The sequence below is a fragment of the Rhodopseudomonas sp. AAP120 genome (assembly GCF_001295845.1).
Lineage (GTDB): Bacteria > Pseudomonadota > Alphaproteobacteria > Rhizobiales > Xanthobacteraceae > Rhodopseudomonas.
Genome location: NZ_LJIC01000158.1, coordinates 55,978 through 82,575 on the forward strand (window position 1 = coordinate 55,978; position 26,598 = coordinate 82,575).

Genomic DNA, 26,598 nt, shown 5'->3' on the forward strand with positions numbered 1-26,598 from the left:
AAGAGCCGCTCCTTGTCCGGGACACGGGGAGTTACTTCGGCATCAGGCCCTTCACCGCCTGCTCCAGGCTCGCCTTGGCGGACCCCGGCTTCAGTGGCTGCTGCTGGCTTTCGTGCGGGGACCAGCCGGACAGCCAGATGATCTCGAAGGTGGCGCGGATGCGGCCGTCGGGGTCGCTGAAGCGCTCGGCGTAGATCTGCGCCATGCGGGTCAGCGTCGCGCGGCGCAGCGGGGTCCTGCGGCGTTCGATCAGCACGTTGGTGGCGCCCATCCGGCGCAGGTCCTGCATCAGCGCGAAGGCGTGGTCGTAGCGCACTACGACGCGGTCGACGTCGGTGACCGGCAGCGCAAAGCCGGCGCGTTGCAGCAGCGCGCCGATATCGCGCAGATCGGCCGCCGGCGCGACGCGCGGCGACACCCCGCCTTCGATTTCGGCCTCGGCGGCGGCGAATGCCTCGCGCAGCTCCATCAGCGTGTCGCCACCGGTCAGCGCCGCCAGCAGCAGCCCATCGGGCTTCAGCGCACGACGGATCTGGGCCAGCACGCCGGGCAGGTCGTTGGCGAATTGCAGCGCCAGCGCCGACACCACCAGATCGAGCGATCCCGGTGCGAGGCCAAGCGCCTCGTCACCGGAGACATCGAGGTCGACATGCTGGATTGAAGGAAAGCGCCCCGGCGGCAGCGCCGCGCCGGGCGTCCAGACGTCGGCCACGACTTTGAAGTCGCGCAGCACGGCGTGCAGCCGGTCGTCCATCTCCTCGGCGACGCGATCGAGCAAAAAGCTCTCGGGACCGGACGTGCGGGCGCGGGCCTGCCGTTCGGCGAGCAGGCGGCGGTCGAACAGGATCGGAGCGACGTCGGTCATGGCCGGCAATTGGGGATTGGTGTGGCCATCGGCAATGGCCGCCTCAGTTCAGCTTGCCGGCAGCGGCCGGGCTCTGCTGCGAGGCCTCGAACATCTTCAGCACGGCGTCGAGCGCGTTCCGCAAGTGGAGCGCGCCGGCCTGGCTGCAACGTAGCCGCGCGGTGGTGACGAATTTCACCTCGACGCTGCCGTCCGGCAGTGGGTTCAGGGTCCGCGCGGCCAGTTCGATCTCGACATTGTTGGCCATCACGCCGTGCGCCGGCGCGATGTCGAAATACACATGTGGCGCATCCGTCCTGTCGAGGTAGTTGATCGTGTCGCTGGTCTTGTCGTCTGGTTTGGACATTGCGCTCTCCCAAGTGGCGTGGCTGGGCCTTCCTTGTGCGCCATTCGGCGGCCGGACACTACCCGGTTCTTATCCTTGACGCCGGCACGCGCGGCGCTAGCCTCTCGCCATGCGGGCGGATGCGATCCAGGCCTCGGACGGCGGAGCGGACAGCGGCGGCGTTGTCCGGGCGCTCGGCGCGGTGCGCCGGGTGTGGTCCCGCGCCACCCGACTGGCGCTCGACGTCGCGCTACCGACGCTGTGCGTGGCCTGCCGCGAGCCGGTGGCGGGCGAGGGGCTTTGCGCGCAATGCTGGTCGCAGCTGTCGTTCATCGCGCCGCCGTATTGCGACAAGCTCGGCATTCCGTTCGTCTACGACCCCGGCCCCGGCATCCTGTCGATGCAGGCAATCGCCGATCCGCCGGCCTATGCGCGGGCCCGCGCCGCGGTGCGCTACGACGACATCGCCAAGACGCTGGTGCATGCGTTGAAATTCCACGACCGCACCGATCTGGCGCCGACCATGGGACGGTGGATGGCGCATGCCGGCGAACCGTTGCTGCGTGACGCCGATCTGCTGGTTCCGGTGCCGCTGCATTGGCGGCGCAGCTTTTCGCGGCGCTACAACCAGTCCGGCGCGCTGGCGCGGGTGATCGGCAAGCAGACGGGCGTGCCGGTGGCGATCGAGGCGCTGCGGCGGGTGCGGCCGACCGCGCACCAGATCGGTCTGACGCGCTCGGAGCGCGCCGCGAATGTGCAAGGCGCCTTCAAGGTTCCGCCGGACCGCAAAGCCGAGGTCCAGGGCCGGCGGGTGGTGCTGGTCGACGATGTGCTGACCTCAGGCGCCACGGTCGATGCCTGCGCCCGGGCGCTGCTCCGTGCCAAAGCCCGGTCGGTCGACGTCTTGGTCTTTGCCCGGGTTGTGGAGATGCTGAAATCTCCCATATAATCCGTACCTTGCTTTGAAAGCCGTCCTTTCCTCACGACCATGGAGCCGCGATGCCCGCTGCGATCGAGATCTTCACGCGCCCCGGCTGCGGTTATTGCAGCGCCGCCAAGTCGTTGCTGAACCGCAAGAAGGCGGCGTTCACGGAGTACGACGTCGCGGTCGATCCGGCGTATCGCAAGCAGATGGACGAGCGCACCCATCCGGGCTCGACCTATCCGCAGATCTTCATTGGCGGCACTCATGTGGGCGGCTGTGACGATCTCTACGCGCTCGACCGCGAGGGCAAGCTCGACGCGCTGCTGGCCGGCGAGACGGCCGCGTCATGACCGAAGCCGCGCCGTTCAATGCCGCGCTGGTGCAGATGCGCACCGGCCTCGAGCCCGGGCCGAGCCTGGAGCAGGGCACGAAGCTGATCCGCGAGGCGGTGGCGGCCGGCGCCGACTACGTGCTCACCCCCGAGGTGAGCAACATGATGCAGCTCAATCGCGAGAAGCTGTTCGAGAATCTCGCAGACGAAGACAGCGACGCCTCGCTGAAGGCGTATCGCGCGCTGGCGCGTGAGCTGAACATCCATCTGCATATCGGTTCGCTGGCGCTGCTCGGCTCGCCGGATCGCGCCGTCAACCGCTCGTTCCTGATTGCGCCGGACGGCAGCATTCTGGCGAGCTACGACAAGATCCACATGTTCGACATCGATCTCGGCAATGGCGAAAGCTATCGCGAGTCGGCGAACTATCAGCCGGGCGAGACCGCGGTGATCTCCGATCTGCCGTGGGGCCGGATCGGGCTGACGATCTGCTACGACGTCCGCTTCCCGGCGCTGTACCGTGCGCTCGCCGAAGCCGGCGCGTCGTTCATCTCGGTGCCGGCGGCGTTCACCAAGCCGACCGGCGAAGCGCATTGGCACGTGTTGCTGCGCGCCCGCGCGATCGAGAACGGCTGCTACGTGTTCGCCGCCGCGCAGGGCGGGTTGCACGAGAACAAGCGCGAGACTTTTGGTCATTCGTTGATCATCGATCCCTGGGGCAAGGTGCTGGCCGAAGGCGGCATCGACCCGGGCTTCATCATGGCGCGGATCGATCCGGCCGAGGTGACCAAGGCGCGCGGCAAGATCCCGTCGTTGCAGCATGGCCGCCGCTTCACGCTGGCCGATCCCAAGGCCGGCCCGGACTATCTGCATCTGGTCCGGAGCCAGCCATGATCCGCTACAGTCTGCGCTGCGACAGCGGGCACGAGTTCGAGAGCTGGTTTCAGAGCTCCTCGGCCTATGACTCGCAGGTCCGGCGCAAACTGGTGAACTGCCCGGCCTGCGACTCGACCAAGGTCGAGAAGGCCATCATGGCGCCGCGCATCGTCGGCAAGAAGGGCCGTGGCCGCGCGCCGGAGCCGGTCGAGGCGTCTGCGCCGAGCGCTGCGCCCGAGGCGGCGCAGAGCGGCGAGGCTTCGCCGACCCCGCTGCTGCTGGCGCAGGAGCGCGAGCTGCGCGCCAAGCTCAAGGAGCTGCGCGACCACATCGTCAAGACCGCCGACAATGTCGGCGACAGCTTCCCCGAGGAAGCCCGCAAGATGCACTACGGCGACATCGAGCACCGCCCGATCTACGGCGAAGCCTCGCCGACCGAAGCCAAGGCGCTGATCGACGAAGGCATCGAGGTCGCACCGCTGCCCGTGTTGCCGGACGATAGGAATTGACGAGTTTGTCATTCCGGGGCGCGCGAAGCGCGAGCCCGGAATCCATACCCCCTTCGCTCTCGATATCGACGAAGTGATCGCCGCCTTGGTCCTCACCGCTGACGCTGCGGAATATGGATTCGGGGCTCGCGAGCTGGCGCTCGCGCCCCGGAATGACGAACTCTTTGTATCATCGCGTGGCTTAGCGACGAAGGTGGTGTGATGTCCATAGCCGTCTGGCCCTGGCCATTCTGGGCGCTGCTCTCCGCCGTGTTCGCGGCGCTCACCGCGATCTTCGCCAAGGTCGGCGTCGCCGATATCAACTCTGATCTCGCCACCTTCATTCGCACCATCGTGGTGCTGATGTCACTTGCCGTGATCCTGTTCGCGACCGGACAGTTCGCTGCGGCCGGCCCGATCGCGCCTAAGACTTGGCTGTTTCTGGTGCTGTCCGGGCTGTGCACCGGGGCGTCGTGGCTGTGCTACTTCCGGGCGCTGAAGCTTGGGCCGGCGACTTTAGTGGCGCCGATCGACAAGCTCAGCGTGGTGCTGGTGGCGCTGTTTGCGGTCGCGTTTCTTGGCGAGCGGCCGAGCGGGCTGCACTGGCTCGGCATCGCACTGATCGCCGCCGGCGCCGTGATCATCGTGGTGAAGTGATCAGGCGGCGACCAGCAGCGCCACGCCGAGCACGATCAGCGCGGTGCCGCCGAGTTCGCGGGCCGACAGCGGCTGCTTGAACGAGTAGTAAGCCACTGCCTGCGCGAACAGCACCTCGACCAGCGCCAGCGTCCGCACGTTGGCGGCGGCGGTCAGCGCGAAGGCCAGGAACCAGAACTGCGACGCGAACGCGCCGACGAAGCCGGCCAGCATCGATGGCTTCCAAAGCCGCAGGATGTCGCGCAGCACCTGCGGCGCCCGCGCCAGCAGATAGATCGTCAGCACCAGCGTCTGCACCCCGAGCCCGAACACCAGCGTGAAGCTCGCCGCGGTGACGAAGCTGACCCCCGGCACCACGATGATGGCGCCGCGAAACCCGACCGCCGACAGCGCGAAGGCCGCGGCGGCGGCGAGACCGAGCAGCGTCGGCCGCAGGCTGGCGAGGTTGCGGGCATTGCCGGGCCGCAGCGCGGTGATCACCACGCCGACGGTGGCGATCAGGATCGCCACGACCTTCCAGAGATCGAGATGATCGCCGAGGAACACGAAGCCGAAGATCGCGGTCTGGATTGCCTCTGTCTTGAGATACGCGGTGGTGACCACGAAGGAGCGTTCGTTCATCGCCGCCAGCATCAGCCCGGTGGCGAGGATCTGCGACAGCGCGCCGAGCAGCAGCCACGGCCAGAACGCTGCGCCCGGCCATGGGATGGGATCGCCGGTCGCGGCGATCACCAGCACGAAGAACAGGATCGAGAACGGAAAGCCGAACAGGAAGCGGATATTGGTGGCGCCCCAGGTGCCGAGCGGCCCGGTCAGCGAGCGCTGCATCGCATTGCGCGCGACTTGGCCGAGCGCGGCGACGATCGTGAACGGAATCCAAAGCGAGGCGAGGGTGAGCATGCGGTGATCGGGGCTGGAGGGCGCGGCACCGTGGCGACGTCGCCCGCCGCGGTCAACTGGAGCGGGCTCATGCCAGCGTTGCGCGCCCCGGTCGCGCTGGTGCTCGCGGATTTTACCGCTACACTTCGCTCGCCTCGAACGGAGCGACACCGCCATGCTGCGCTGCCTTGCCGTCCTTGCTGCTTTGGTCACGCTGTTTGCCGCGCCGGCGCAGGCCGCGGACGGGTTCCGCGGCAGCGAGTGTCTGGCGATGGCGCAGGGGCCGCGCGTGATGCCGGTCAGCCTGCGACGCACGGCGGCGGCCGAGCAGGTGCTGATCACCTATCGGGGCCATGCCACCTACACGATCGAAAGCCCCGCTGGCGTGATGGTGGCGACCGATTACAGCGGCACCTACGACACCGGGCGCACGCCGGACGTCGTCACCATGAACCGTGCGCACTCGACCCACTATACGCTCGCGCCCGATCCGAAGATCACCCATGTGCTACACGGCTGGGGCGAGGGTGGTCAGCCGGCGAAGATCTACGAGCGGGTCGGCGATGTGCTGATCCGCAACGTCACCACCGACATCCGCCGCTATATGTTCGACGATGGCTCGGGCGGCATGATCAAGGACGGCAATTCGATCTTCATCTTCGAGGTCGCCGGCCTGTGCATCGCCCATCTCGGCCATCTGCACACCACGCTCGACGAGAGCCACTTCGCCGCGATCGGCCGCATCGACATCCTGATGGTGCCGATCGACGGCAGCTACACGATGTCGCTCGCCGGAATCTCGGATATCACCAAGCGGCTGCGCGCCTCGGTGGTGCTGCCGATGCACCGCTTCATGACCCCGCTCGACGACTTCATGCGCCGCATCGGGCAGAACTTCGCGATCGACCAGCGCAGCGACAGTGCGCTCCGCATTTCGCGCGACACGCTGCCGAGTACGCCGACGGTGATTATTTTGCGGGGCGTATAGTTTCGCGCGTCAATGCGAGGAGCACCCGGATCGGCGCTTCGCGCCGTCCGAGCGCAGGCTCCGCGACGAAGCAATCCACCCCAGTGCACAAAGCTGGATTGCTTCGCTTCGCTCGCAATGACGGGGAGAGGGCGCTTGCCGAGTCCCGACGGTCGGTTTTTCGAAGAAGGATGGATTGCCGGGTCAAGCCCGGCAATGACGGCGGGAGATGCGGTCAGGCATTGCTCCAAAATCTTCGGACGCAGATTTGACGCAGGACGTCGCCTCAAAATGACCCGTCATGCGCGGGCTTGACCCGCGCATCCATCCTTTTCGCAATCACGCAATCCGTCGCCGCAGGATGGACGACTACGGAGCGGTCTCGGCCACCACCATGTAGTTGACGTCCATGTCGGGCGAGAGCTTCCAGCGGTCGGCGAGCGGGTTGTAGGTCATGCCGGATTGCTCGGTGACGACCAGCTTCATGCCGTTGAGATGTTGCTCGAGTTCGGCGGGGGTGACGAACTTGTCCCACTGATGCGTGCCGCGCGGCAGCCAGCGCATCACATATTCGGCGCCGACGATCGCCAGCGCGAAGCTCTTCCAGTTGCGGTTGAGGGTGGCGACCACCATGATCCCGGTCGGCTTCATCAGCGCGGCGCAGCGCGACAGGAAGGCGCCGACGTCGGTGACGTGCTCGATCACCTCCATCGCCAGCACGATGTCGAAACGCTCGCGCGGGTCGATCTCCTCGACCATGATGTTGCGGTAGTCGATCGCCAGATGCGACTTGTCGGCGTGCAGCTTGGCGGCCGCGATGTTGGTGGCCGAAGGGTCGATGCCGATCACCTGGGCGCCGAGCCGGGTAAACGGCTCGCACAACAGGCCGGCGCCGCAGCCGATATCCAGCATCCGCAGCCCGGACAGGCAGCTCAGGCTCTTGGCGTTGCGTTCGAATTTCCGGCAAGCGGCGTCGCGGATGAAGCTGATGCGCAGCGGATTGATCCGGTGCAGCGGCGCCATCTTGCCGGTCGGGTCCCACCATTCGGCCGACAGTTTGGAGAATTTGGCGATCTCGGCGGGGTCGACGGTCGACGCCGGCGCGCCGGAGGTCTCGTTTTGCAATGCCATGGCGGTTCGCCGTGCTCCCAGATTCGTGTTCGCGCCGTCGCGGGCACCTCAAGCTGGCCCCTGGTTCCGTCACGGGGCCGTTCGGTTGTTGCCCGAAACCGCGCCGCTGTGTATACGCGCCACGCGGCTGCCGACTGGCGGATTCCGCGCCATCCATACTCGTTGTCTGCAGGGATTGCACTATTCGTCATGGGCCGGCTGGTGATGAAATTCGGCGGCACGTCCGTCGCCAATATCGAGCGCATCCAGAACGTCGCGCGCCATGTCAAACGCGAGGTCGACGCCGGCCATGAGGTCGCCGTGGTGGTGTCGGCGATGGCCGGCAAGACCAACGAGCTGGTCGCCTGGTGCACCGAAGCCTCGCCGATGCACGACGCCCGCGAATACGACGCGGTGGTGGCGTCCGGCGAGCAGGTGACGTCGGGCCTGCTGGCGATCGCCTTGCAGGCGCTGGGTATCCAGGCACGGTCCTGGCAGGGCTGGCAGCTGCCGATCCGCACCAGCGACGCCCATGCGTCGGCCCGCATCGTCGATATCGACGGCAGCGAGATCATCAAACGGTTCGGCGACCGCAAGGAAGTGGCGGTGGTGGCCGGCTTCCAGGGCATCAATCCTGAAACCGGCCGCATCACCACGCTCGGCCGCGGCGGCTCCGACACCTCGGCGGTGGCGATCGCGGCGGCGCTGAAGGCGGACCGCTGCGATATCTACACCGACGTCGACGGCGTCTACACCACCGATCCGCGGGTGGTGCCGAAGGCCAAGCGGCTCGACAAGGTGGCGTTCGAGGAAATGCTGGAGCTGGCCTCGCAGGGCGCCAAGGTGCTGCAGGTCCGCTCGGTCGAGCTCGGCATGGTCTACAACGTGCCGATCTTCGTGCGGTCCTCGTTCGACAAACCCGAAGACATCGATCCGCACGGCACGCCGCCGGGCACGCTGATCTGCAGCGAGGAGAAAATCATGGAGAACCACGTCGTCACCGGCATCGCCTTCTCGAAGGACGAGGCCCAGATCTCGGTCCGCCGGATCGAGGACAAGCCGGGGGTGGCGGCGTCGATCTTCGGACCGCTGGCGGACGCCAACATCAATGTCGACATGATCGTCCAGAACGTCTCGGAAGACGGCAAGACCACCGACCTGACCTTCACGGTCCCGGCGGCGGATTTCGCCCGCGCCAAGCAGACCATCACGTCGGCGCAGGACAAGATCGGCTACGCCCGATTCGACAGCGAGACCGATGTCGCCAAGGTCTCGGTGATCGGCTCGGGGATGCGTAGCCATGCGGGCGTCGCAGCCCAGGCTTTCGCTGCTCTCGCCGCCCGCAACATCAACATTCGGGCGATCACGACCTCGGAAATCAAGTTCTCCGTGCTGATCGACGCGGCCTATACGGAGCTCGCGGTGCGGACGTTGCATACGTTGTATGGATTGGATCAAGTTTAGAACAATTTTGTAGTGATTTAAGACGGCGCGCGGCGCAACGCGCGGCCGCCGATGGCAGGCGTTTTGCTTGGCAAATCAAGCCTCAATTCGCTATACGGCCTGAGGGCGTGCGGCGTCGGCGAGGCGGCTGAAGAGCCGGTTTGTGTTGCGTTGCGAAGGTCGGATCGGGCGGCGTGAAGTGGCCTGCTCCGGCTCGCGTCGAGACCGGCGGACTCGCTGCCGGTCACGTTTGCGGCGAAAGGGATTGTCGCCGGCGCCGTTATCGGCGGCGGTGGGTCATTTCAGGGGAGATGTCGGCACATGCGGAGCACGTCGGGCGGCCCCCGCGTCTTGCTGAGACGGCTCCGTGAAACCATGGCGGAGCAAGTCTCCGCGCAGGAACGGCTGGACAAGATCGTCGTGCTGATCGCCGCCAACATGGTGGCGGAGGTGTGCTCGACCTACGTGCTGCGCGTCGACAACACGCTCGAACTCTACGCCACCGAAGGTCTCAACCGCGAAGCTGTGCACCAAACCGTGCTCAGCGCTCATGAAGGCCTCGTCGGTCTCGTCGCCTCCGAAGCGACCCCGCTGAATCTCTCCGACGCGCAAAGCCATCCGGCGTTCTCGTTCCGCCCGGAGACCGGCGAAGAAATCTATCACTCGTTCCTCGGCGTGCCGATCCTGCGCGCCGGTAATACGCTCGGCGTGCTGGTGGTGCAGAACCGCGCCAAGCGCACCTACGTCGAGGAAGAAGTCGAGGCGCTGCAGACCACCGCGATGGTGCTCGCCGAGATGATCGCCTCGGGCGAACTCTCGGCGCTGGCGCAGCCCGGCGCCGAGCCCGCGGCGCGGCATTCGATCCACAAGACCGGCGCGGTGCTGTCCGACGGCATCGCGCTCGGCCACGTCGTGCTGCACGAGCCGCGCGTGGTGATCACCAACTACATCGCCGAGGATCTGCCGAAGGAAATCAAGCGGCTCGATACGGCGCTCGCCAATCTGCGCTCCGACCTCGATCGCATGCTCGAGCGCGGCGACGTCGCGGACGGCGGCGAGCATCGCGACGTGCTCGAAGCCTATCGGATGTTCGCCAACGACCACGGCTGGTCGCACAAGCTGCACGAGGCGGTCGCGACCGGCCTCACCGCCGAAGCCGCCGTCGAGCGCGTGCAGTCCGATACGCGCGCCCGGATGCTGCGTTCGACCGATCCGTATTTGCGCGAGCGGCTGCATGACCTGGAAGACCTCGGCCACCGGCTGATGCGCCAGCTGGTCGGCCAGAACCACGCGCCGTCGCGCGAGCAGCTGCCCGAGAACGCCATCCTGATCGCGCGCTCGATGGGCCCGGCGGCGCTGCTCGACTACGATCGCAAGCGGCTGCGCGGCCTGGTGCTCGAAGAAGGCACCGCCAATTCGCACGTTGCCATCGTGGCGCGGGCGCTCGGCATCGCCGCGGTCGGCGAAGTGCCGAACGCGCCGGGCATCGCCGATCCGGGCGACGCGATCATCGTTGACGCCACCTCCGGCTCGATCTACGTGCGGCCGTCGTCCGAGATCGAGGCGGCCTACGCCGAGCGGGTGCGCTTCCGCGCGCGGCGGCAGGCGCAATATTCGGCGCTGCGCGACCGGCCATGCGTCACCAAGGACGGCCAGCCGGTCGACCTGATGATCAACGCCGGCCTGGCGATCGACCTGCCGCATATTGAGGACACCGGCTCGTCGGGCATCGGCCTGTTTCGCACCGAACTGCAGTTCATGATCGGCCAGAGCCTGCCGCGGTCGAGCGATCAGCTCGCGCTGTACCGCGCCGTGCTCGACGCTGCCGGCAGCAAGCCGGTGACGTTCCGCACCCTCGACATCGGCGGCGACAAGGCGCTGCCGTATATGGAAACCGTGGTCGAGGAGAATCCGGCGCTCGGCTGGCGGGCGATCCGACTCGGACTCGATCGCCCCGGCCTGCTGCGCAGCCAGATCCGCGCGCTGCTGCGCGCCGGCGGTGGGCGCTATTTGCGCATCATGTTCCCGATGGTGTCCGAAGTCGCGGAGTTCGACGCCGCCAAGTCGATTGTCGAGCGCGAGCTGACCTATCTGCGCCAGCACGGCCACACGCTGCCGGAGCGGGTCGATGTCGGCACCATGGTCGAGGTGCCGGCGCTGCTGTATCAGCTCGACGAACTGCTCAAGAAGGTCGACTTCGTCTCGGTCGGCTCCAACGACCTGTTCCAGTTCCTGTTCGCGGTCGATCGCGGCAATTCCAAAGTGTCGGATCGATTCGACACGCTGTCGGCGCCGATCCTGCGGGCGCTGCGCGACATCGTCCGTAAGGCCAAGGCGGCGAAGCGTTCGGTGTCACTGTGCGGCGAGATGGCGTCGCAGCCGATCGCCGCCTTGGCGCTGATCGCGATCGGTTATCGCTCGCTGTCGGTGTCGGCGCTGTCGCATGGACCGGTCAAGGCGATGATCCTCGAACTCGACGCCGCCAAGGCCGAGGCGGCGATTTCGCCGCTGCTCGATCAGCCGGCAGGCAGTGTCTCGATCCGCGAGAAGCTCGCGGAATTTGCCGAGGCGCACCGGCTCCCCTTGTAGCGATGCTGTCGTGACGACGCCGTCGTCCACCGCTTCGCCGTATCCGCTCTCCGAGACCAACCCATGTCCAACCTGCCCGAAGCCAAGCTCGACGTTCTCCTCGCGCACCACGCCTCGCTCGAAGCCCAACTGGTCAGCGGCGACGTCGGCGCGGCCGACTACGTGCGTATCACCCGCGAGTTGTCCGAACTCAATCCGCTGATCGAGGCCGTGAAGGCCTATCGCGAGGTGCGCGACGAACTCGGCGAGATGGACGAATTGCTCGAAGATCCGGACACCGAGCCGGACATGCGGGCGATGGCCGAGGCCGAGCGCGACGCGCTCGACGCGCACCGCGATGAATTGATCCAGCAGATCCGCGTCGCATTGCTGCCCAAGGATGCGATGGACGATCGCAACGTCATGCTGGAAATCCGCGCCGGCACCGGCGGCGACGAGGCGTCGCTGTTCGCCGGCGACCTGTTCCGGATGTACGAGAAATTCGCGGCGCTGCAGGGCTGGAGCGTCGAGGTGATTTCGGCCAGCGAAGGCACCGTCGGCGGCTTCAAGGAAATCATCGCCGAGGTGAAGGGCCGCGGCGCCTTCGCCAAGCTCAAATTCGAATCCGGCGTGCACCGCGTCCAGCGCGTGCCGGATACCGAGACGCAGGGCCGTATCCACACTTCGGCGGCGACGGTGGCGGTGCTGCCCGAGGTCGAGGAAGTCGACGTCGACATCAAGCCGGACGATCTGAAGATCGAAACGATGCGGGCGCAGGGCGCCGGCGGTCAGCACGTCAACAAGACCGAGTCGGCAATCCGCATCACCCACCTGCCGACCGGCATCGTGGTGATGATGCAGGACAGCCGGTCGCAGCATAAGAACCGCGCGTCGGCGATGAATATCCTGCGCTCGCGGATCTACGACGCCGAGCGCCAGCGCGTCGACGCGGCGCGTTCGGCCGAGCGCAAGGAGAAGGTCGGCTCGGGCGATCGCTCCGAACGGATCCGCACCTACAACTTCCCGCAGGGCCGCGTCACCGATCACCGCATCAATCTGACACTGTACAAGCTGCCGCAAGTGATCGCCGGCGAAGCGCTCGGCGAACTGATCGATGCGCTCACCACCGAACATCAGGCGGCGCAGCTCGCGGCGCAAAGCGACGCGGCGTGAGCAGCGAGGCCGATGCGTCGCGTGATGCGGCCACGGTGACAAAAGCACTGAGCGGTCTGACGCTTGCGGTCGCGCGCCGCGCGGTCGGCAAGCTGTTCAGGGACGCCGGCCTCGATTCGCCCGATCTCGACGCGCGGCTGCTGGTCGGGGAGGCGACGGGGCTCGATCTCACCGGTCTCGTCAGACAGGGCGAACGTGTCGCCACGCCGGAGGAGGCGGAGCGTCTCGCGAGGTTTGCTGTCCGGCGGCTTGCCGGCGAACCGGTGGCGCGCATTCTCGGTCAGCGCGAATTCTGGGGGGTGCCGCTGCGGCTCGGCGCCGACACGCTGGTGCCGCGGCCCGACACGGAAACGGTCGTCGAAGTCGCGTTGGAATTTCTGCGCGCCGAAGCTCGTCCGCATCCGCGTATTCTCGACATCGGCACCGGCTCCGGCGCGATCCTGCTGGCGCTGCTCAGCGAGTGCCGCGACGCGACCGGTATCGCGACCGATATCAGCCTCGGGACCTTACGCATCGCTCGTACCAATGCGGCGGCGCTCGGCCTGTCGGATCGCGCCCACTTTGTCGCCTGCGACTACGCGTCTGCGCTCAGCGGATCGTTCGACCTGATCGTCTCCAACCCGCCCTACATTCCGGCCGGCGACATCGCGGCGCTCGACACCGAGGTCCGCGACCACGATCCGCGCCGCGCGCTCGACGGCGGTGCCGACGGTCTTGATGCCTATCGCCGGATTGCCCCCGAATCGGTTCGGCTGTTGCGGGCCGGCGGCGCGCTGGTGGTGGAGATCGGGCAGGGCCAGGACGACGATGTCGCCGCCCTGATGCGAGCTGCCGGACTGACGGTTTCGGAGCCGCCGCGCGTGGATCTGGGAGGCATTTTGCGAGTTGTCTCGGGGCGCAAATCGACCGCTTAACGTCGGAATAGATTGCAAAAAACGCTTGGAAAATCGGCCGAGAGCGACTACGTTCCGGCCAGGATATCGGTCCAGCCAGACTGGTCCCGCGGGTCTGCGGTCATAGACCAGAAAAGAACAGAGTTCTTATCGAGGACCCCGGTGCCGAGGGGTTCCAAACCAGCGGATCGATTGAGCGCGGGGGCTTTGGATGAGCCGCGCTGCTCGCGACTGCGGAGCGAATGAAAGCCTGATTTTACGCTTGAAGAACTCACGCAAGCGAAGCTGAGCCTGCTATGGCGGGCTCGTGGTTGGGTCCGGCCGGCGCGGCACGGCGCGCTCCGGAGTTGGGGAACGCGTCTTTGTTGAACGCGACACGCGGTGCCGACGATACCGAGCGGGACATTCTGGCGGACGGACCGCCTGCGCCCTGCGGCGGCCGTGGGACGTCCATGCGCCCTGGCGACTGGCCGCGCGACGATGATCAGACTCCAGGGTGAACCGAACTCGGGCTCCACGGCGATCAGAGCCCCTTAGATACTCAGCACAATCGGGACATATCGGACTCGGTAAAAAGGTAAGACATGAGAAACGGGCAGAACAACAAGCGGCTGCGCAATCGGAATAACGGCGGCGGCAATAACAACAACAACAACCGGCGCGGCCAGAATCCGATGACCCGGGTGTTCGAATCCAACGGCCCCGATATCAAGATCCGCGGCACTGCCTCTCACGTCGCCGAGAAATACGTCCAGCTTGCCCGGGATGCGCGCTCGTCCGGTGATCCGGTTGCAGCGGAGAATTATTATCAGCACGCCGAGCATTATTTCCGCCTGATCGCCGCCGCGCAGGAGCAGTTCCGGCAGAACCAGCCGCAGCAGCAACAGCCGCGAATCGACAACGACATGTCGGATGGCGACGACGACGAGGGCGATTACTCGAATTTCGGCGCCGAGCCCGGTCTCGTTCCGGTGCAGCCTCAGCCGCAATACCAGCCGCGCGAGCAGCCGCAGTTCCAGCCTCGCGAGCAGCCGCAGCCGCGTGAGCATCGTCCGCAGCCGCAGTTCACGCCGCGTGCCGAGCAGCCCCAGCCGCAGCCGAGCGTCGATGCCGGCGTAGACCGCCTGCCGTCGTTCATCACTGGCCCGCAGCCGCAGGTCCCACCGGCGGCGTTCGAAGGCACGGGCGGCGGCGAACGCTTCCCGCCGCGTCGCCGCCGTCGTCCGCACACGCCGCGTGGCGAAGCCGCGGCCGCAGCAGCGCCTGCGCCGGCCGAGGATGCTTCGCGCGGCGAGTAAGCCGTCGCGTGCGTCCCGTCGGATATGGAGATCAAGGGTCGCGCTTCGGCGCGGCCCTTGTCGTTTCAGCGCGGTCGCAGCGGCAGGTCGGGGTCGTCCGCCTGCATCGGCGACGGCACCAATGATGGTTCGAGCGACGGGATCAGCCGGACGCGTTCGCGCTTGGCCGGGATCGGCCGGACGACCTGCTTGGTGGCTTCCACTACATGCACGCCGGCCAGAGGCAGTGACGTCGCGCCGCCGATTCGCTCCCAGGCCGGGGCCGAGCGCATCAGCCAGCCTTGCTCCAGCGGCGGCACGAACAGCGCTTCGCTCCAGCCGACCGGGGTGAACCAGGTTCGGCGTAGCAATTCGGAGATCTGCGAACGCGAATACGGCCGGCCATGGCCGAACGGTGTGGCGTCGGTCCGCGCCCAGACACCGCGGCGATTCGGCACCACAGCCAGCAGCCGCCCCGACGGCGCCAGCACGCGCCAGACTTCTCGCAGCAGCGCCTCGGGATCGTCGGACATCTCCAGCGCATGCACCAGCAGGATGCGGTCAACGGCGGCATCGGGCAGCGGCAGCGCGCGTTCCTCGACCAGCGTCGACAGCGTCGCGCGCGCCGTCGGCCATTTCAACACGCCCTGGGCAGCCGGCATGAAGGCGATGCAGCGCTCGCAATTGTCACGAAACAGCCCGAGATACGGGGTCGGATAGCCGAGCCCGAGCACGCGCTGGCCCTTGGCGTCTCGCCATCGTTTCTGGATACCGCGATTGATGAGGCGCCGCGCGACCACGCCGAGCCGGCTGGAGTAGAATTCACGCAGGTTGACCACATCCATCGTCATAAGCAGCTTTTACCATGCCGACGTCGCGTCCGGCAAAGCGGCCTTGTGCAGCGGAGGCCTGCGGGCCTTCCCGCGTTTCATCCGTCATGCCGTCCGTGATAGACTATCGTCGTGTCGACCGGCGACCGCCGCGTGGGTGGCGTCCGGTCCAATCCCGGGAGAATTCATGGCCGCCGACATCCGCATCGTTCCCTGCCTGTCCGACAATTTCGGCTATCTGGTCCACGACCCGGCGACCGGCGCCACGGCGTCGATCGATGCGCCGGAAGCCGCGCCGCTGATCGCGGCGCTGGACAAGGAAGGCTGGAAGCTGACGGATATTCTCGTCACGCATCACCACGGTGACCACGTCGGCGGCATTGCCGAGTTGAAGGCCAAGTATCAGTGCCGCGTGGTCGCGCCGCACGACGCCAATGCCAAGATCGCCGACGTCGACCTGCGGGTCGAGGAAGGCGACGTCGTCAAGGTCGGCGGTCTGTCGGCGCGCGTGCTGGAGACGCCCGGCCATACCCTCGATCACATCTCCTACGTGTTCGACGACGACCGCGCGCTGTTCGCCGCCGATACGCTGTTCTCGATCGGCTGCGGGCGGGTGTTCGAGGGCACCTATCCGATGATGTGGGAGTCGCTGCTCAAGCTGCGCGAGCTGCCCGACGACTTCAAGCTGTATTGCGGCCACGAATACACCGCCTCGAACGTGAAGTTCGCCCTCACCATCGAGCCCGACAACGCCGCGCTGCAGGCGCGCGCCAAGCAGGTCGAGCAGCAGCGCGCCGCCGGTCAGCCGACCATTCCGGTGACGCTCGGCGAAGAGAAGCAGGCCAATGTGTTCCTGCGCGCCGACGTGCCGTCGGTGGCCGCCGCGGTCGGCCTGGCGGGCGAGAGCGCCGCCGATGTGTTCGGCGAGATCCGTGAGCGCAAGAACAACTCGTGATCGAACCGACGCTGACCGCCGCGGAAGTGATTGCGCGGCTCGATCTCAAGCCGCATCCTGAAGGCGGTCATTATCGCGAAACTTTCCGCGACCCGCGCTGCGACCCGACCGGCCGCAGCTTCTCGACCGCGATCTACTTTCTGCTGGCGCGCGGCGAACGCTCGCACTGGCACCGCATCGACGCGGTCGAGATCTGGCACTACTACGCAGGCGCGCCGCTGACGCTGGAAATCGCCGACGATGACGGCGCTCGCACGCTGACGCTCGGGCCAGACGTGGCGGCGGGCCAGTTGCCGCAAGCAATCGTCCCGCCGCACGCCTGGCAGGCGGCGTCGGCGGCCGGTGACTGGACGCTGGTGGGCTGCACGGTGGCGCCGGGCTTCGATTTCGCCAATTTCGAAATGGCACCGCCGGGCTGGGAGCCGCGGCGGACATAGGCCCGTAGAATGGGTTAGCGCGAAGCGCGCAACCCATCGCTGCGAGCGCGTGCGCGAAGTGATGGGTTACGGCGCAATGCGCCCAATCCATCCTACGAGTTCCGTGTTTGCGGGCACTGCCTTGACACACTCACTCCCGTCATGCGCGGGCTTGACCCGCGCATCCATCGCGCGCGCCAGCGCGCTATGACAGCTTTTTTCCGAAGAGGATGGATTGCCGGGTCAAGCCCGGCAATGACGATGGAGGCGGTGAGGGCGAGCGGCCCGAGCGAACGGGTCCGCAGCTGATTACGTCGCCTTGTCGGCCAGAAACGCCTCGACCTCCGCGCGGCTCGGGCACGCGAACGCCCCGCCAGGCCTTGTGCATTTCAGCGCTGCGGCGGCGGAGGCGAAGCGAAGGGCGTTGGGGATGTCCTGGCCTTCGCTGAATGCCACTGCGAAGCCGCCGTGGAAGATGTCGCCGGCGCCGAGGGTGTCGACGACGTGCACCGGGAACGCGGGCGTCTCCTGGAATTGCTGCTGATCGTCGAGCCACAGCGTGCCCTTCGGCCCTCGCGTCACCGCAACGAAAGCGTGGGTCAGCGCCGCGACCTTCTTCAGCGCCGCTTCGTCGTCTTCGACGCCGGCGGTGGCGTGCAGCGCTTCGGCCGAGAAGATCAGATGCGACGAAGCGGTGAGCAGGCCCTGGTTGAGCGACATCGCGCTGTCGATATCGACCACCACCGGAATGCCGCGCTTGCGCGCCTCGGCGCACAGCGGCGTCGCGAAGCCGGCGCAGCGGCTCTCGATCATGATGGCGTCGCAGTCGGCCAAGAGCTCGTCGGCACTTGGTAGCTGGACGTCCCACAGCTTCGGATCGCGGAAGGTGACGATGGTGCGCTCGCCGGTCGGATCGACCAACACGGCGGAGATCGGCGTCACCAGACCGGGCATGTGGATCAGCCCCGAGGTCGCGATGCCTTCCTCGGCGAGCTTGTCGAAGATGAAGCGCGACGCTGCTTCGTCGGCGTCGCCCATCGGCCCGCACATCGTCGCCGTGCCGCCGAGCCGGGCGATGCCGATGCCCGCGTTGAGCGCGTTGCCGCCGCAGATTTCCTGATAGGCGCTGGCCGGCACCTTGTAGCCGCGGCCCGGCACGGCCTCGACCCGGAAGGTGAGGTCGCGCACCGGAATGCCGATGCACAGTACGCGCGGATTGGGCTTGGCGGTATGGGTCATGAGTGTCCTTCCAGCCAGCGGCCGACGAGGTGATGCGCGATCGCGAATGGATGCGGTCCGGCCAGTCCGTCCGGATGCTCGCGCTTCATCATCAGCGTCGCTTCTTCGCGCGAGAACCAGCGGGCGTCTTCGAGCTCGGTGAGATCCACGGTGATGTCCTCACTGGTCGCGGTCGCGGTACAACCGATCATCAGCGAGGATGGGTAAGGCCAGGGCTGCGTCATGTAGTAGCGCACGTCGGTGCAGCGGATACCCGACTCTTCGAGGATCTCGCGGCGCACCGCGTCCTCGATCGTCTCGGCCGCCTCGACGAAGCCGGCGAGGCACGAATACATCCCGGGCGGGAATTGCTTCTGGCGGCCGAGCAGGCATTTGTCGCCCGCCGTCACCAGCATGATCACCACCGGGTCGGTGCGCGGGAAATGCTCGGCCTTGCAGCTCGGGCAATCGCGCTTCCAGCCGCCCTGCGACATCGATGTGCGGGTGCCGCAATTGGCGCAGAAGCCGTGGCGCTGATGCCAGTTGACCAGCGACTTTGCCACCGCGATCGCAGCAAGCTGATCCGGCGGCAGCACGCCCTGCATCGCCATGCCGCGCAACTCGGCGAGACCGGCGTCGGGCCGGCCGATCAGCTTCTCGGCCGCCGGCGCGCCGATGCCCATGCCAAACACCGCAGCGCCATCGCGCAGGCCGAGGAAGATCGTGCCCGCATTGGCGCCGAGCGAAATCGCTTCCTTGATGGTCAGCAGCGCGCGGGTGCCGCCGTCCTCGTGCTTCACCAGCAGCGAATCGCGATGCACCACATAGGCGCGGGTGTCGCTCTTGTCTTCCATCGCCATCAGCTTGGCGTCGTTCATGCGCAGATGCGCGGCGCGGTCGAGGCCATTGCTGACGAAGGCCGGCTGGCCCAGCGGAAACGCACTGCTCATCGGATCACCCCAGCCAAATCTTGCGCCGGAGCGCGCTGATGAATTGTTGCACTTCTTCCGGATCGTGCGGCAGCGGCGGCATCACGCCCCACACCGGGCGCGGCCATGCGGCATCGCTGGAGCGTCGCGCAATGATGTGGACATGCAGCTGCGGCACCATGTTGCCGAGCGCCGCGATGTTCAGCTTGTCGCATTTGGTGATCTCCTTCAGCGCGCGACTGACCCGGGAGATCTCGGTCATCAGCTGCGCCTGCTCGACCTCGTCGAGATCGATGATCTCGGTCGCGCCGGCCCGGCGCGGCACCAGCAGCAGCCAGGGGTAATGCGCGTCCTTGATCACAAGGACGCGGCTGAGCGGCAAATCGCCGATGTTGATGGTGTCTTTTTCGAGCTGCGAGCTCAGCGACCAGTCGGAGGACATTGAGGTTCCATCGGCCCGTTGTGGGCGGGCTCTTGCGTGCGGTGGGGCGCGTCCGGACGCATCCATATCAAGCCGGCCGCGGCGGCGGAAGCGGCGGGACGCGCCGGGGACGTCGCCTGGCGCATGTCGGCTGCGCGCCGATCCGGGCATTTCTGCCTCGGTTTAGCCGAAGGTCCAAAGCCCGGCGGGGCCGCTTGCATTCGGCCGGGTTTGGCTCCAAATAGGGACCGGGAGATTGGCGGTGGACGAGCCACTCGCCAACCGGGTCAGGTCCGGAAGGAAGCAGCCCTAACGAGGTCCGGATCGGGTCGCTCGTCAGTCTCCTACCTGTTTTTCGGCCGCGCGCCGGCCGTTCGAAGGTGGTGGTTCCCGGCGTTCGCCGGGCCTGCGTGGGGTGATCCGGTCAGCCGCATGAACCTGCCCCGCCGTCACCCCGCTGCATTCCGCAATCCGGCCCCGACACGCACAGCATTGCGGACTGACCGATGAGCGATTCTGGCGTTCCCGCCGACAATCCGACGTCTCTGCCCGCAACCGAAGCGGCCGCTCCGGCCGGCGCCTATCGGGTGCTGGCGCGCAAATATCGTCCCAATAGCTTCGAGGATCTGATCGGCCAGGAGGCGGTGGTCCGCACGGTATCGAATGCGTTCGACACCGGCCGGATTCCGCAGGCCTGGATCCTCACCGGCGTCCGCGGGGTCGGCAAGACCACGACGGCGCGCATCCTGGCGCGCGCGCTGAATTACGAGATGCCGGACGGCTCGGTGAAGGGGCCGAGCATCCACATGCCGGTGCACGGCGTGCACTGCAAGGCGATCATGGAAAGCCGGCACATGGACGTGCTGGAGATGGACGCCGCCTCGCACACCGGCGTCGACGATGTCCGCCAGATCAACGACAGCGTGCGCTATGCGCCGGCCAGCGCGCGCTACAAGGTCTACATCATCGACGAAGTCCACATGCTGTCGACGGCGGCGTTCAACGCTTTCCTGAAGACGCTGGAGGAGCCGCCGGAGCACGCCAAATTCGTGTTCGCCACCACCGAGATCCGCAAGGTGCCGGTGACGGTGCTGTCGCGCTGCCAGCGCTTCGACCTGCGCCGCGTCGAGGCCGATGTGCTGATGACGCATCTCGGCAATATCGCCCGGAAGGAAGGCGTCGAGGTCGAGCCGGAAGCGCTCGGCATCATCGCCCGTGCGGCCGAAGGTTCGGTGCGCGATTCGCTGTCGCTGTTCGATCAGGCGATTGCGCATGCGGCTGGCCTGGTTCGCGCCGATGCGGTGCGGCAGATGCTCGGGCTTGCCGACCGGACGCGCGTGATCGAATTGTTCGACGCGCTGGCGCGCGGGGACATCGCTGCCGCGTTCGCTGAATTCCGCGACCAGTACGACACCGGCGCTGATCCGGTGGTGGTGCTCAGCGATCTCGCCGAATTCGTTAATTTCGTCACCCGCGTGAAGATCGTGCCGGCGACCGCCGACAACGTCGCGTTCGGCGAGACCGAGCGGCTGCGCGGCCGTGAGTTCGCCACCAAGCTGTCGATGCGGGTGCTGTCGCGGATGTGGCAGATGCTGCTGAAAGGCATTGCCGAGGTGCAGGGCGCGACACGCCCGGCCGCGGCCGCCGAGATGGTGCTGGTGCGGATCGCCTATGCGGCCGATTTGCCGACGCCCGACGAGGCGATCCGGATGATCGAGCAGGGCGGCGGCGGGGCGCTGCCCTCTGGCGGCAGTGCGCCGCGTGGCGCGCCCCCTTCTGCGCCGTCCGCGATGGCGTCGGCGCAGTCGAATTACTCCGCGCCGGTGGCGATGACCTCGCGCGGTTCAACGATGAGCCAGCCGTCGATGGCTCGCCCGCAGCCGAGCGCGGCCGCGGCGCCGCAGCCCGATCCCGGCGTTCTCAAGATCACCACCTTTCCGCAATTGGTCGCACTCGCGTCAGAGAAACGCGACGTCATGACCCGCATGGCGCTCGAAGCCGACGTGCGGCTGGTGCGAATCGAGGACGGCAAGCTTGAAATCGCGCTGGAGCGCACCGCCTCGCGCGCTCTGGTCAGCGACCTCGGCCGCAAGCTGGAGCAGTGGACCGGTCGGCGCTGGACCGTGGTGATCTCCAACGAAGAGGGCCAGCCGACGCTGCGCTCTCAAAACGAAGCGATCAAGAACGAGCGCGAGCGCGCTGCCGAGAACGATCCGAGGGTGCAGGAAGTGCTGGCCCGCTTCCCCGGCGCCAAGGTGCTGGAGGTGCGGCGGCTCGCCGCCGAGCCGGCCGAGACCGATGCTGCTATCGAAGGCGCGGTCGAGCCGGCCGAGGAAGACGACGACTTTTAAGTATTCAAATCTGAGAGGAACCGATCATGGCTGATTTTCTCGGCATGATGAAGCAGGCCGCGCAGCTGCAGTCGAAGATGAAGGCGATGCAGGACGAACTCGACCAGATCGAGGTCGAGGGGCTGTCCGGCGGCGGACTCGTCAAGGTGCGGATGACCGCCAAGATGGAAGTGCGCGGGATCTCGATCGATCCGTCGCTGGTGAAGCCGGACGAAGTCGGCGTGCTGGAAGATCTGGTGATCGCGGCGCTCGGCGACGCGCATCGCAAGGCCGAAGCCGCCATGCAGGAGAAGATGAAGGCGCTGACCGGCGGGCTCGGCCTGCCGCCCGGGCTCGGTCTGGGCTAGTCTTCCCAAAATACCGATTCGCAATCTCACGTCGCCGACCGGCAGCCGCCGCCGCGCCTGCCGCCGCTTTGATTCACCGACACGAATGGTGCCGTCCCGATGGCGATTGCGGTCGCAGGCCCCGAAATCGAACGTCTGATCCAGTTGCTGGCGCGGCTGCCGGGCCTCGGACCGCGCTCGGCGCGGCGCGCCGCGCTGCATCTGATCAAGAAGCGCGATGCGCTGATGGGGCCGCTCGCCGCGGCCCTGCAGGTCGCGATCGACAAGATCCAGGTCTGCAAGACCTGCGGCAACATCGACACGCAGAATCCCTGCACGGTCTGCACCGATCCGCGGCGCGATCCGTCGATCATCGTAGTGGTGGCCGATGTCGCCGATCTTTGGGCGCTCGAACGCGCTTCTGCCACGAACGGCCGCTACCACGTGCTCGGCGCCACGCTGTCTCCCCTCGACGGCGTCGGTCCCGACGATCTGACCATCGATGCGCTGGTGGCGCGTGCCCATGATCCCGCGGTCAGCGAGATCATCCTGGCGCTCAACGCCACCGTCGACGGCCAGACCACAGCACATTACGTCACCGACCTCCTGCAGGACGCCAACGTGAAAGTGACGCGGCTCGCCCATGGCGTGCCGGTCGGCGGCGAACTCGACTATCTCGACGAAGGCACGCTGTCGGCCGCGATGCGGCAGCGGACCTTGTTCTGAACGAACCGGAAGTGGACCCGATGATCGACCGACTGCTCAAGCCCTCGCTGATTCTCGCCGCGCTCGCCTGTCTTTCGACCTCGCCTGCGGCGGCGCAGGGCACGGACAGTCAGGCGGCGTTGCCGAAGCCGACCGCCATGAAGGTGGGCGGCTTGCTGACCGGCGAACTCACCGCGATGCGGTCGAAAGCGAAAGCCAAGAAGGGCCCGGTGTATCAGCTCGTCAGCGAACCGCGCCGGCTGCCGCCGCCGGCCGGTCTGTGCAACCTCGAGAATGGCCCCGAGACATTCCAGATCGTCCCCGCCGGCGACGCCCAGGCGGCGCAGCTCAAATCCCACCTCGGCAAGCAGGTCTCGCTGAAAGTCGACGCCGTCGCCTGCGCCGAAGAAGCGGGGCAATACAGCGAAGCGGTCGTCACCAAGTGGAGCTTGGTGAAGTAAGCGGCAGGTCTTCATCGGTATCCGTCATTGCGAGGAGCGTAGCGACGAAGCAATCCAGCTCCATGCACGGCGCTGGATTGCTTCGCTGCGCTCGCAATGACGTGCGGAGATGTCTTCGCTAAACCCTCACCGGACCAAGCGCCGCGAAATGGCCGCGGCGTTGCAGCCAGGCGAGTAGCACCAGGCTCGGCGCCGCGACTGCGACGCTGATCATGAAGAACAGCGGCCAGCCCGTCGCCTGCGCCACATAGCCAGCGCCGGCTGACAAGTAGGTCCGCCCTACCGCTGAGAGCGCCGTCAGCAGCGCGTATTGGGTCGCGGTGTGCAGCGGGTTCTGGCACAGCGCCGACAGGTACGCGACGAAGATCACCGTGCCGATCGCGCCGGTGAAATTCTCCACCGAGATCGCCAGCGCCAGCGCCCATTGGTTGACGCCGACCGTCGACAGCCAGGCGAACGCCAGGTTCGACACCGCCTGCAGCACCGCGCCGATCCACAGACTCGTCACCAGCGAATAGCGCCGCGCCAGATAGCCGCCGGCGAAGCCGCCGATCAGCGTCGCGGCGAGGCCGACGCCTTTGACGATCGCCGCGTAGTCGTTGCGGGTGAAGCCGAGGTCGATCACGAACGGCGCCGTCATCGTGCCCGAGAACGCGTCGGTGAACTTGAACAGCACCACGAAGGCCAGTGCCGCCAGTGCATCCTTGCGGCCGAGAAATTCCGAGAACGCCCCGACCGCGGCGCGCATCACCCGGGTGAAGGCGCTGTCGGCGCTGGTCGCCGCCTCGGCGCGAACCGAGGCCTCCGGTTCGGTGGCGAGCAGCGCCGTCACGGTGCCGATCAGCACCATCGCCGCCATGGTGACGTAGCCCCACATCCAGGCGGTGGCGCGCGTCACGCCCGTGCCCTCGTAGGCGCTGACCAGGAACAGCACGCCGGCGGTCGAGATCAGCATGCCGATCCGATACGCCGCCACATAGGACGCCATGCCGGCGGCCTGCTCGTTTTCCGGCAGGCTCTCGACGCGAAAGGCGTCCACCACGATGTCCTGCGTGGCCGAGGCGGCGGCGACCAGCAGCGCGCCGAGCGCAACGAACACCGGCGCGCGCGCCGGATCGGTCAGCGCCAGCAGCAGGATCGCGGCGATCAGCAAGAGCTGCGTCGCCACCAGCCAGCCGCGGCGGCGACCGAACAGCCGCGACAGCACCGGCACGTGCAGCGCGTCGACCAGCGGCGCCCAGATGAATTTCAGCGTGTAAGGCGTGCCGACCAGCGCGAACAACCCGATGGTGCCGAGATCGACGCCGGATTCGCGCATCCACACCAGCAGCGTCGAGCCGGACAGCGCCAGCGGCAGCCCCGACGAGAAGCCGAGAAACAGCACGATCAGCACGCGCGGCTGCAGATACACGGCAAACGCCTCGCGCCAACTCGGCTTAGGCGCTTCGCCGGATGCGACTGAAGGGGCGGGCGGGTTCTCTGCAGAGGTCATGCCAAAGGCCTAGCAGATTCGAGGGCCGCCGGGCATTCCGCCCCCGCGTTGGGGGTCGGCTGCAGCTGCAGCTGCAGCTGCGGTTGCGGCATGGCGTGGCCTCGGCGGTGGGGTCGGCGTCGCCATCTGCGTCCACGCCTGCATCGGCGGTTCGCCAGCATGTTGCTCGAGGCCGTCACCGCACCATCACCCGTCATCGCCCGCGAAAGCGGGCGACCCAGTAACCCGTGCTTCTATTAGGGCGCGGAGCGGATCCCCGAGGCGGCTTCGTCGCTGAGCAAGCAACGCTCTGGGATACTGGGTCACCCGCATTCGCGGGTGATGACGGTGGCAGTTGGGGAGCGGCCTCAACTCGACGCGACCTCGTCGATCTTGAAGGCGCGGGAGCCGAACAGTTCGGTGCGTTCGGGGGCGAGTGGCGCCTCGCGGCTCGCTGTCGAGGCGGGCGCTGCCGGCGACGCCATCGGCGCAGCGGCCTCGGGTGCCGCAAAGTCCAGTTCTTCGATCCGTGCGGCGCGGCGTTCGATCTTGTCGGCGGAGACCAGGATCTGCCGGACATCCTCGCTCGCCTGGCCGAAATGCGTCTGCAGCTTGAGGACGCGCTCGCGCAGCCGGGCGAGATCGTCGCCGAGGCTGAGCACTTCGGTGCGGATCTGATCGGCGGCGTCGCGCATCCGCGCGTCTTTCAGGATCTGCTGCATCACCTGGATCGCCAGCATCAACAGCGACGGCGACACCAGCACCACGCGGGCCCGATAGGCCTTCTGGATGACGTCGTCGAAGCCGTCGTGAATCTCCGCATAGACCGACTCCGACGGCACGAACATCAGCGCCGTGTCCTGGGTTTCGCCGGGGATCAGATACTTGCCGGCGATATCGTCGACATGGCGCATCACGTCGGTGCGCAGCTGCTGCGCGGCGGCTTTCTTCTCCTGGTCGCTGCGGGCCTCGCGCAGCGCCGTCACCGCTTCGAGCGGAAATTTGGCGTCGATGCACAGCGGTCGCTGATCCGGCAGCAGCACCACGCAGTCCGGCCGCTTGCCGGTCGACAGCGTGTACTGAAATGCGTAGCCGCCTTTCGGCAGGCCGTCCTGCACGATCGACTCCATCCGTGCCTGGCCGAACGCGCCGCGCGCCTGCTTGTTGGCCAGCACGTCGCGCAGCGTCGTCACCTGGTCGGTGAGTTCGGTCAGATTGTCGTGGGCGCGGTCGATGATGCCGAGCCGCTCGTGCAGCGCCTGCAGGCTCTGCATGGTGTAGCGCGTGGATTGGGTCAGCGAATGGCCGAAGCGGTGGGTGACGCTGTCGAGCCGCTCGCTCATCGCTTTGGCCATTTCGGCTTGGCGCCCCGCCAGCGCCCGGCCCATCGCATCGACCCGGCCATTGGCTTCGCTCTGATAGCGGATCAGGTCGGACAGCCGCTGCTCCAATTCGGCGGCGCGGCGGGCCTGCGCCAGCGTGGCGGCATTGCCGCCCTGCAGGCCGCGCGCGATCACGGCGGCGATCGCCAGCAGCACCAGCAGCGCCATCGCCGCCATGCCGACCAGCGCGGCGCCAACGCTGACGGGCGTGTCGCCCACTACAAACAGCACGTCGTTCATGCACAGACCCTAGCAGACGGAATCGCCTGTGCGAACGAAGAGAGAACATTAAACTGAATAGAGTTTTAAGCGTCGCCACGCCGAAAGTGGCAGGCCCTCCGGTCGGCCCCGGATTG

The 26,598-nt window shown here is 67.0% G+C and carries 27 protein-coding genes and 1 other RNA gene; 18 read left to right on the forward strand and 10 right to left on the reverse strand.

What is annotated here, in order from left to right; genetic code table 11:
• Positions 1–31: 31 nt before the first annotated feature.
• Positions 32–865: a methyltransferase domain-containing protein gene (locus IP86_RS22680; protein WP_054164697.1), complete on the reverse strand. Its 834-nt coding sequence runs from the start codon at positions 863–865 to the stop codon at positions 32–34.
• A 43-nt stretch (positions 866–908) separates the two neighbouring features.
• The gene (locus tag IP86_RS22685; protein WP_054164698.1) at positions 909–1,211 is read right to left on the reverse strand and encodes a hypothetical protein; all 303 of its coding nucleotides are present in this window, start codon (positions 1,209–1,211) and stop codon (positions 909–911) included.
• Between the two features lie 109 nt (positions 1,212–1,320).
• On the opposite strand from IP86_RS22685, the gene IP86_RS22690 reads away from it, so the two are divergent.
• The 5 genes from IP86_RS22690 to IP86_RS22710 all read left to right on the forward strand — a co-directional run bounded on the left by IP86_RS22690 (position 1,321) and on the right by IP86_RS22710 (position 4,467).
• Positions 1,321–2,139 carry a ComF family protein gene (locus IP86_RS22690; RefSeq protein ID WP_054164699.1) on the forward strand — a complete coding sequence of 273 codons (819 nt, stop codon included), beginning with the start codon at positions 1,321–1,323 and terminating at the stop codon, positions 2,137–2,139.
• Between the two features lie 50 nt (positions 2,140–2,189).
• Positions 2,190–2,465 (forward strand): glutaredoxin 3, encoded by a 276-nt coding sequence (grxC, locus tag IP86_RS22695; protein WP_054164700.1) that lies wholly within the window; start codon positions 2,190–2,192, stop codon positions 2,463–2,465.
• Positions 2,462–3,340 (forward strand): carbon-nitrogen hydrolase family protein, encoded by an 879-nt coding sequence (locus IP86_RS22700; RefSeq protein ID WP_054164701.1) that lies wholly within the window; start codon positions 2,462–2,464, stop codon positions 3,338–3,340. The genes grxC and IP86_RS22700 overlap by 4 nt, the downstream gene beginning before the upstream one ends.
• Positions 3,337–3,831 carry a DUF1178 family protein gene (locus IP86_RS22705; RefSeq protein WP_054164702.1) on the forward strand — a complete coding sequence of 165 codons (495 nt, stop codon included), beginning with the start codon at positions 3,337–3,339 and terminating at the stop codon, positions 3,829–3,831. The genes IP86_RS22700 and IP86_RS22705 overlap by 4 nt, the downstream gene beginning before the upstream one ends.
• Before the next feature lie 201 nt (positions 3,832–4,032).
• A complete protein-coding gene (locus tag IP86_RS22710) occupies positions 4,033–4,467 on the forward strand; it encodes an EamA family transporter (RefSeq protein ID WP_054164703.1) in 435 nt (144 codons plus the stop codon).
• Here the strand turns inward: IP86_RS22710 and IP86_RS22715 are convergent, their stop codons facing one another.
• Positions 4,468–5,367 (reverse strand): EamA family transporter, encoded by a 900-nt coding sequence (locus tag IP86_RS22715; RefSeq protein ID WP_054164704.1) that lies wholly within the window; start codon positions 5,365–5,367, stop codon positions 4,468–4,470.
• A gap of 154 nt (positions 5,368–5,521) precedes the next feature.
• On the opposite strand from IP86_RS22715, the gene IP86_RS22720 reads away from it, so the two are divergent.
• On the forward strand, positions 5,522–6,334 hold the full coding sequence (locus IP86_RS22720) for an MBL fold metallo-hydrolase (RefSeq protein ID WP_054164705.1): 813 nt from the start codon (positions 5,522–5,524) through the stop codon (positions 6,332–6,334).
• 348 nt (positions 6,335–6,682) lie between these two features.
• Here IP86_RS22720 and ubiG read toward each other — a convergent pair whose 3' ends face one another.
• On the reverse strand, positions 6,683–7,444 hold the full coding sequence (gene ubiG, locus IP86_RS22725) for a bifunctional 2-polyprenyl-6-hydroxyphenol methylase/3-demethylubiquinol 3-O-methyltransferase UbiG (RefSeq protein WP_054164706.1): 762 nt from the start codon (positions 7,442–7,444) through the stop codon (positions 6,683–6,685).
• Between the two features lie 189 nt (positions 7,445–7,633).
• Between ubiG and IP86_RS22730 the strand changes: the two genes are divergently transcribed.
• The 5 genes from IP86_RS22730 to IP86_RS22750 all read left to right on the forward strand — a co-directional run bounded on the left by IP86_RS22730 (position 7,634) and on the right by IP86_RS22750 (position 14,798).
• Positions 7,634–8,887 carry an aspartate kinase gene (locus IP86_RS22730; RefSeq protein ID WP_054164707.1) on the forward strand — a complete coding sequence of 418 codons (1,254 nt, stop codon included), beginning with the start codon at positions 7,634–7,636 and terminating at the stop codon, positions 8,885–8,887.
• A 300-nt stretch (positions 8,888–9,187) separates the two neighbouring features.
• Positions 9,188–11,455 (forward strand): phosphoenolpyruvate--protein phosphotransferase, encoded by a 2,268-nt coding sequence (gene ptsP / locus IP86_RS22735; RefSeq protein WP_054164708.1) that lies wholly within the window; start codon positions 9,188–9,190, stop codon positions 11,453–11,455.
• A 63-nt stretch (positions 11,456–11,518) separates the two neighbouring features.
• Positions 11,519–12,607 carry a peptide chain release factor 1 gene (prfA, locus tag IP86_RS22740; protein WP_054164709.1) on the forward strand — a complete coding sequence of 363 codons (1,089 nt, stop codon included), beginning with the start codon at positions 11,519–11,521 and terminating at the stop codon, positions 12,605–12,607.
• A 35-nt stretch (positions 12,608–12,642) separates the two neighbouring features.
• Positions 12,643–13,521 (forward strand): peptide chain release factor N(5)-glutamine methyltransferase, encoded by an 879-nt coding sequence (gene prmC, locus IP86_RS22745; protein WP_054164753.1) that lies wholly within the window; start codon positions 12,643–12,645, stop codon positions 13,519–13,521.
• Between the two features lie 563 nt (positions 13,522–14,084).
• Positions 14,085–14,798 (forward strand): DUF4167 domain-containing protein, encoded by a 714-nt coding sequence (locus IP86_RS22750; RefSeq protein WP_054164710.1) that lies wholly within the window; start codon positions 14,085–14,087, stop codon positions 14,796–14,798.
• 65 nt (positions 14,799–14,863) lie between these two features.
• Here the strand turns inward: IP86_RS22750 and IP86_RS22755 are convergent, their stop codons facing one another.
• Positions 14,864–15,628 (reverse strand): class I SAM-dependent methyltransferase, encoded by a 765-nt coding sequence (locus IP86_RS22755; RefSeq protein ID WP_054164711.1) that lies wholly within the window; start codon positions 15,626–15,628, stop codon positions 14,864–14,866.
• A 166-nt stretch (positions 15,629–15,794) separates the two neighbouring features.
• Between IP86_RS22755 and gloB the strand changes: the two genes are divergently transcribed.
• Together gloB and IP86_RS22765 are read left to right on the forward strand one after the other, a co-directional pair.
• Positions 15,795–16,562, forward strand: coding sequence for a hydroxyacylglutathione hydrolase (gloB, locus tag IP86_RS22760; RefSeq protein ID WP_054164712.1), 768 nt, complete (start codon positions 15,795–15,797; stop codon positions 16,560–16,562).
• Positions 16,559–16,999, forward strand: a complete 441-nt coding sequence (locus tag IP86_RS22765) for a cupin domain-containing protein (RefSeq protein WP_156332595.1) — start codon at positions 16,559–16,561, stop codon at positions 16,997–16,999. Before gloB ends, IP86_RS22765 begins: the two co-directional genes overlap by 4 nt.
• A 288-nt stretch (positions 17,000–17,287) precedes the next feature.
• Here the strand turns inward: IP86_RS22765 and IP86_RS22770 are convergent, their stop codons facing one another.
• From IP86_RS22770 to IP86_RS22780, 3 genes are read right to left on the reverse strand one after another with little or no spacing between them, the layout of a single operon-like run.
• Complete coding sequence (locus IP86_RS22770) at positions 17,288–18,217, reverse strand: sugar kinase (RefSeq protein ID WP_054164713.1); 930 nt, start codon at positions 18,215–18,217, stop codon at positions 17,288–17,290.
• Complete coding sequence (nudC, locus tag IP86_RS22775; RefSeq protein WP_054164714.1) at positions 18,214–19,146, reverse strand: NAD(+) diphosphatase; 933 nt, start codon at positions 19,144–19,146, stop codon at positions 18,214–18,216. Before nudC ends, IP86_RS22770 begins: the two co-directional genes overlap by 4 nt.
• Positions 19,147–19,150: 4 nt before the next feature.
• Positions 19,151–19,567, reverse strand: coding sequence for an HIT domain-containing protein (locus tag IP86_RS22780; protein WP_054164715.1), 417 nt, complete (start codon positions 19,565–19,567; stop codon positions 19,151–19,153).
• Positions 19,568–19,797: 230 nt separating this feature from the next.
• On the opposite strand from IP86_RS22780, the gene ffs reads away from it, so the two are divergent.
• The 5 genes from ffs to IP86_RS22800 all read left to right on the forward strand — a co-directional run bounded on the left by ffs (position 19,798) and on the right by IP86_RS22800 (position 23,389).
• Positions 19,798–19,894, forward strand: an RNA gene (ffs, locus tag IP86_RS28315) — signal recognition particle sRNA small type.
• A 158-nt stretch (positions 19,895–20,052) separates the two neighbouring features.
• Positions 20,053–21,897: a DNA polymerase III subunit gamma/tau gene (locus IP86_RS22785; protein WP_054164716.1), complete on the forward strand. Its 1,845-nt coding sequence runs from the start codon at positions 20,053–20,055 to the stop codon at positions 21,895–21,897.
• A gap of 26 nt (positions 21,898–21,923) precedes the next feature.
• Complete coding sequence (locus tag IP86_RS22790; RefSeq protein WP_054164717.1) at positions 21,924–22,244, forward strand: YbaB/EbfC family nucleoid-associated protein; 321 nt, start codon at positions 21,924–21,926, stop codon at positions 22,242–22,244.
• A 99-nt stretch (positions 22,245–22,343) separates the two neighbouring features.
• Positions 22,344–22,949 (forward strand): recombination mediator RecR, encoded by a 606-nt coding sequence (gene recR, locus IP86_RS22795; protein ID WP_054164718.1) that lies wholly within the window; start codon positions 22,344–22,346, stop codon positions 22,947–22,949.
• 20 nt (positions 22,950–22,969) lie between these two features.
• Positions 22,970–23,389: a hypothetical protein gene (locus IP86_RS22800; RefSeq protein WP_156332596.1), complete on the forward strand. Its 420-nt coding sequence runs from the start codon at positions 22,970–22,972 to the stop codon at positions 23,387–23,389.
• Positions 23,390–23,507: 118 nt separating this feature from the next.
• On the opposite strand, the gene IP86_RS22805 is transcribed toward IP86_RS22800, so the two are convergent.
• Together IP86_RS22805 and IP86_RS22810 are read right to left on the reverse strand one after the other, a co-directional pair.
• Positions 23,508–24,881: an AmpG family muropeptide MFS transporter gene (locus tag IP86_RS22805; RefSeq protein ID WP_054164719.1), complete on the reverse strand. Its 1,374-nt coding sequence runs from the start codon at positions 24,879–24,881 to the stop codon at positions 23,508–23,510.
• Positions 24,882–25,228: 347 nt separating this feature from the next.
• Positions 25,229–26,482 carry a DNA recombination protein RmuC gene (locus IP86_RS22810; RefSeq protein WP_054164720.1) on the reverse strand — a complete coding sequence of 418 codons (1,254 nt, stop codon included), beginning with the start codon at positions 26,480–26,482 and terminating at the stop codon, positions 25,229–25,231.
• Positions 26,483–26,598 lie beyond the last annotated feature (116 nt).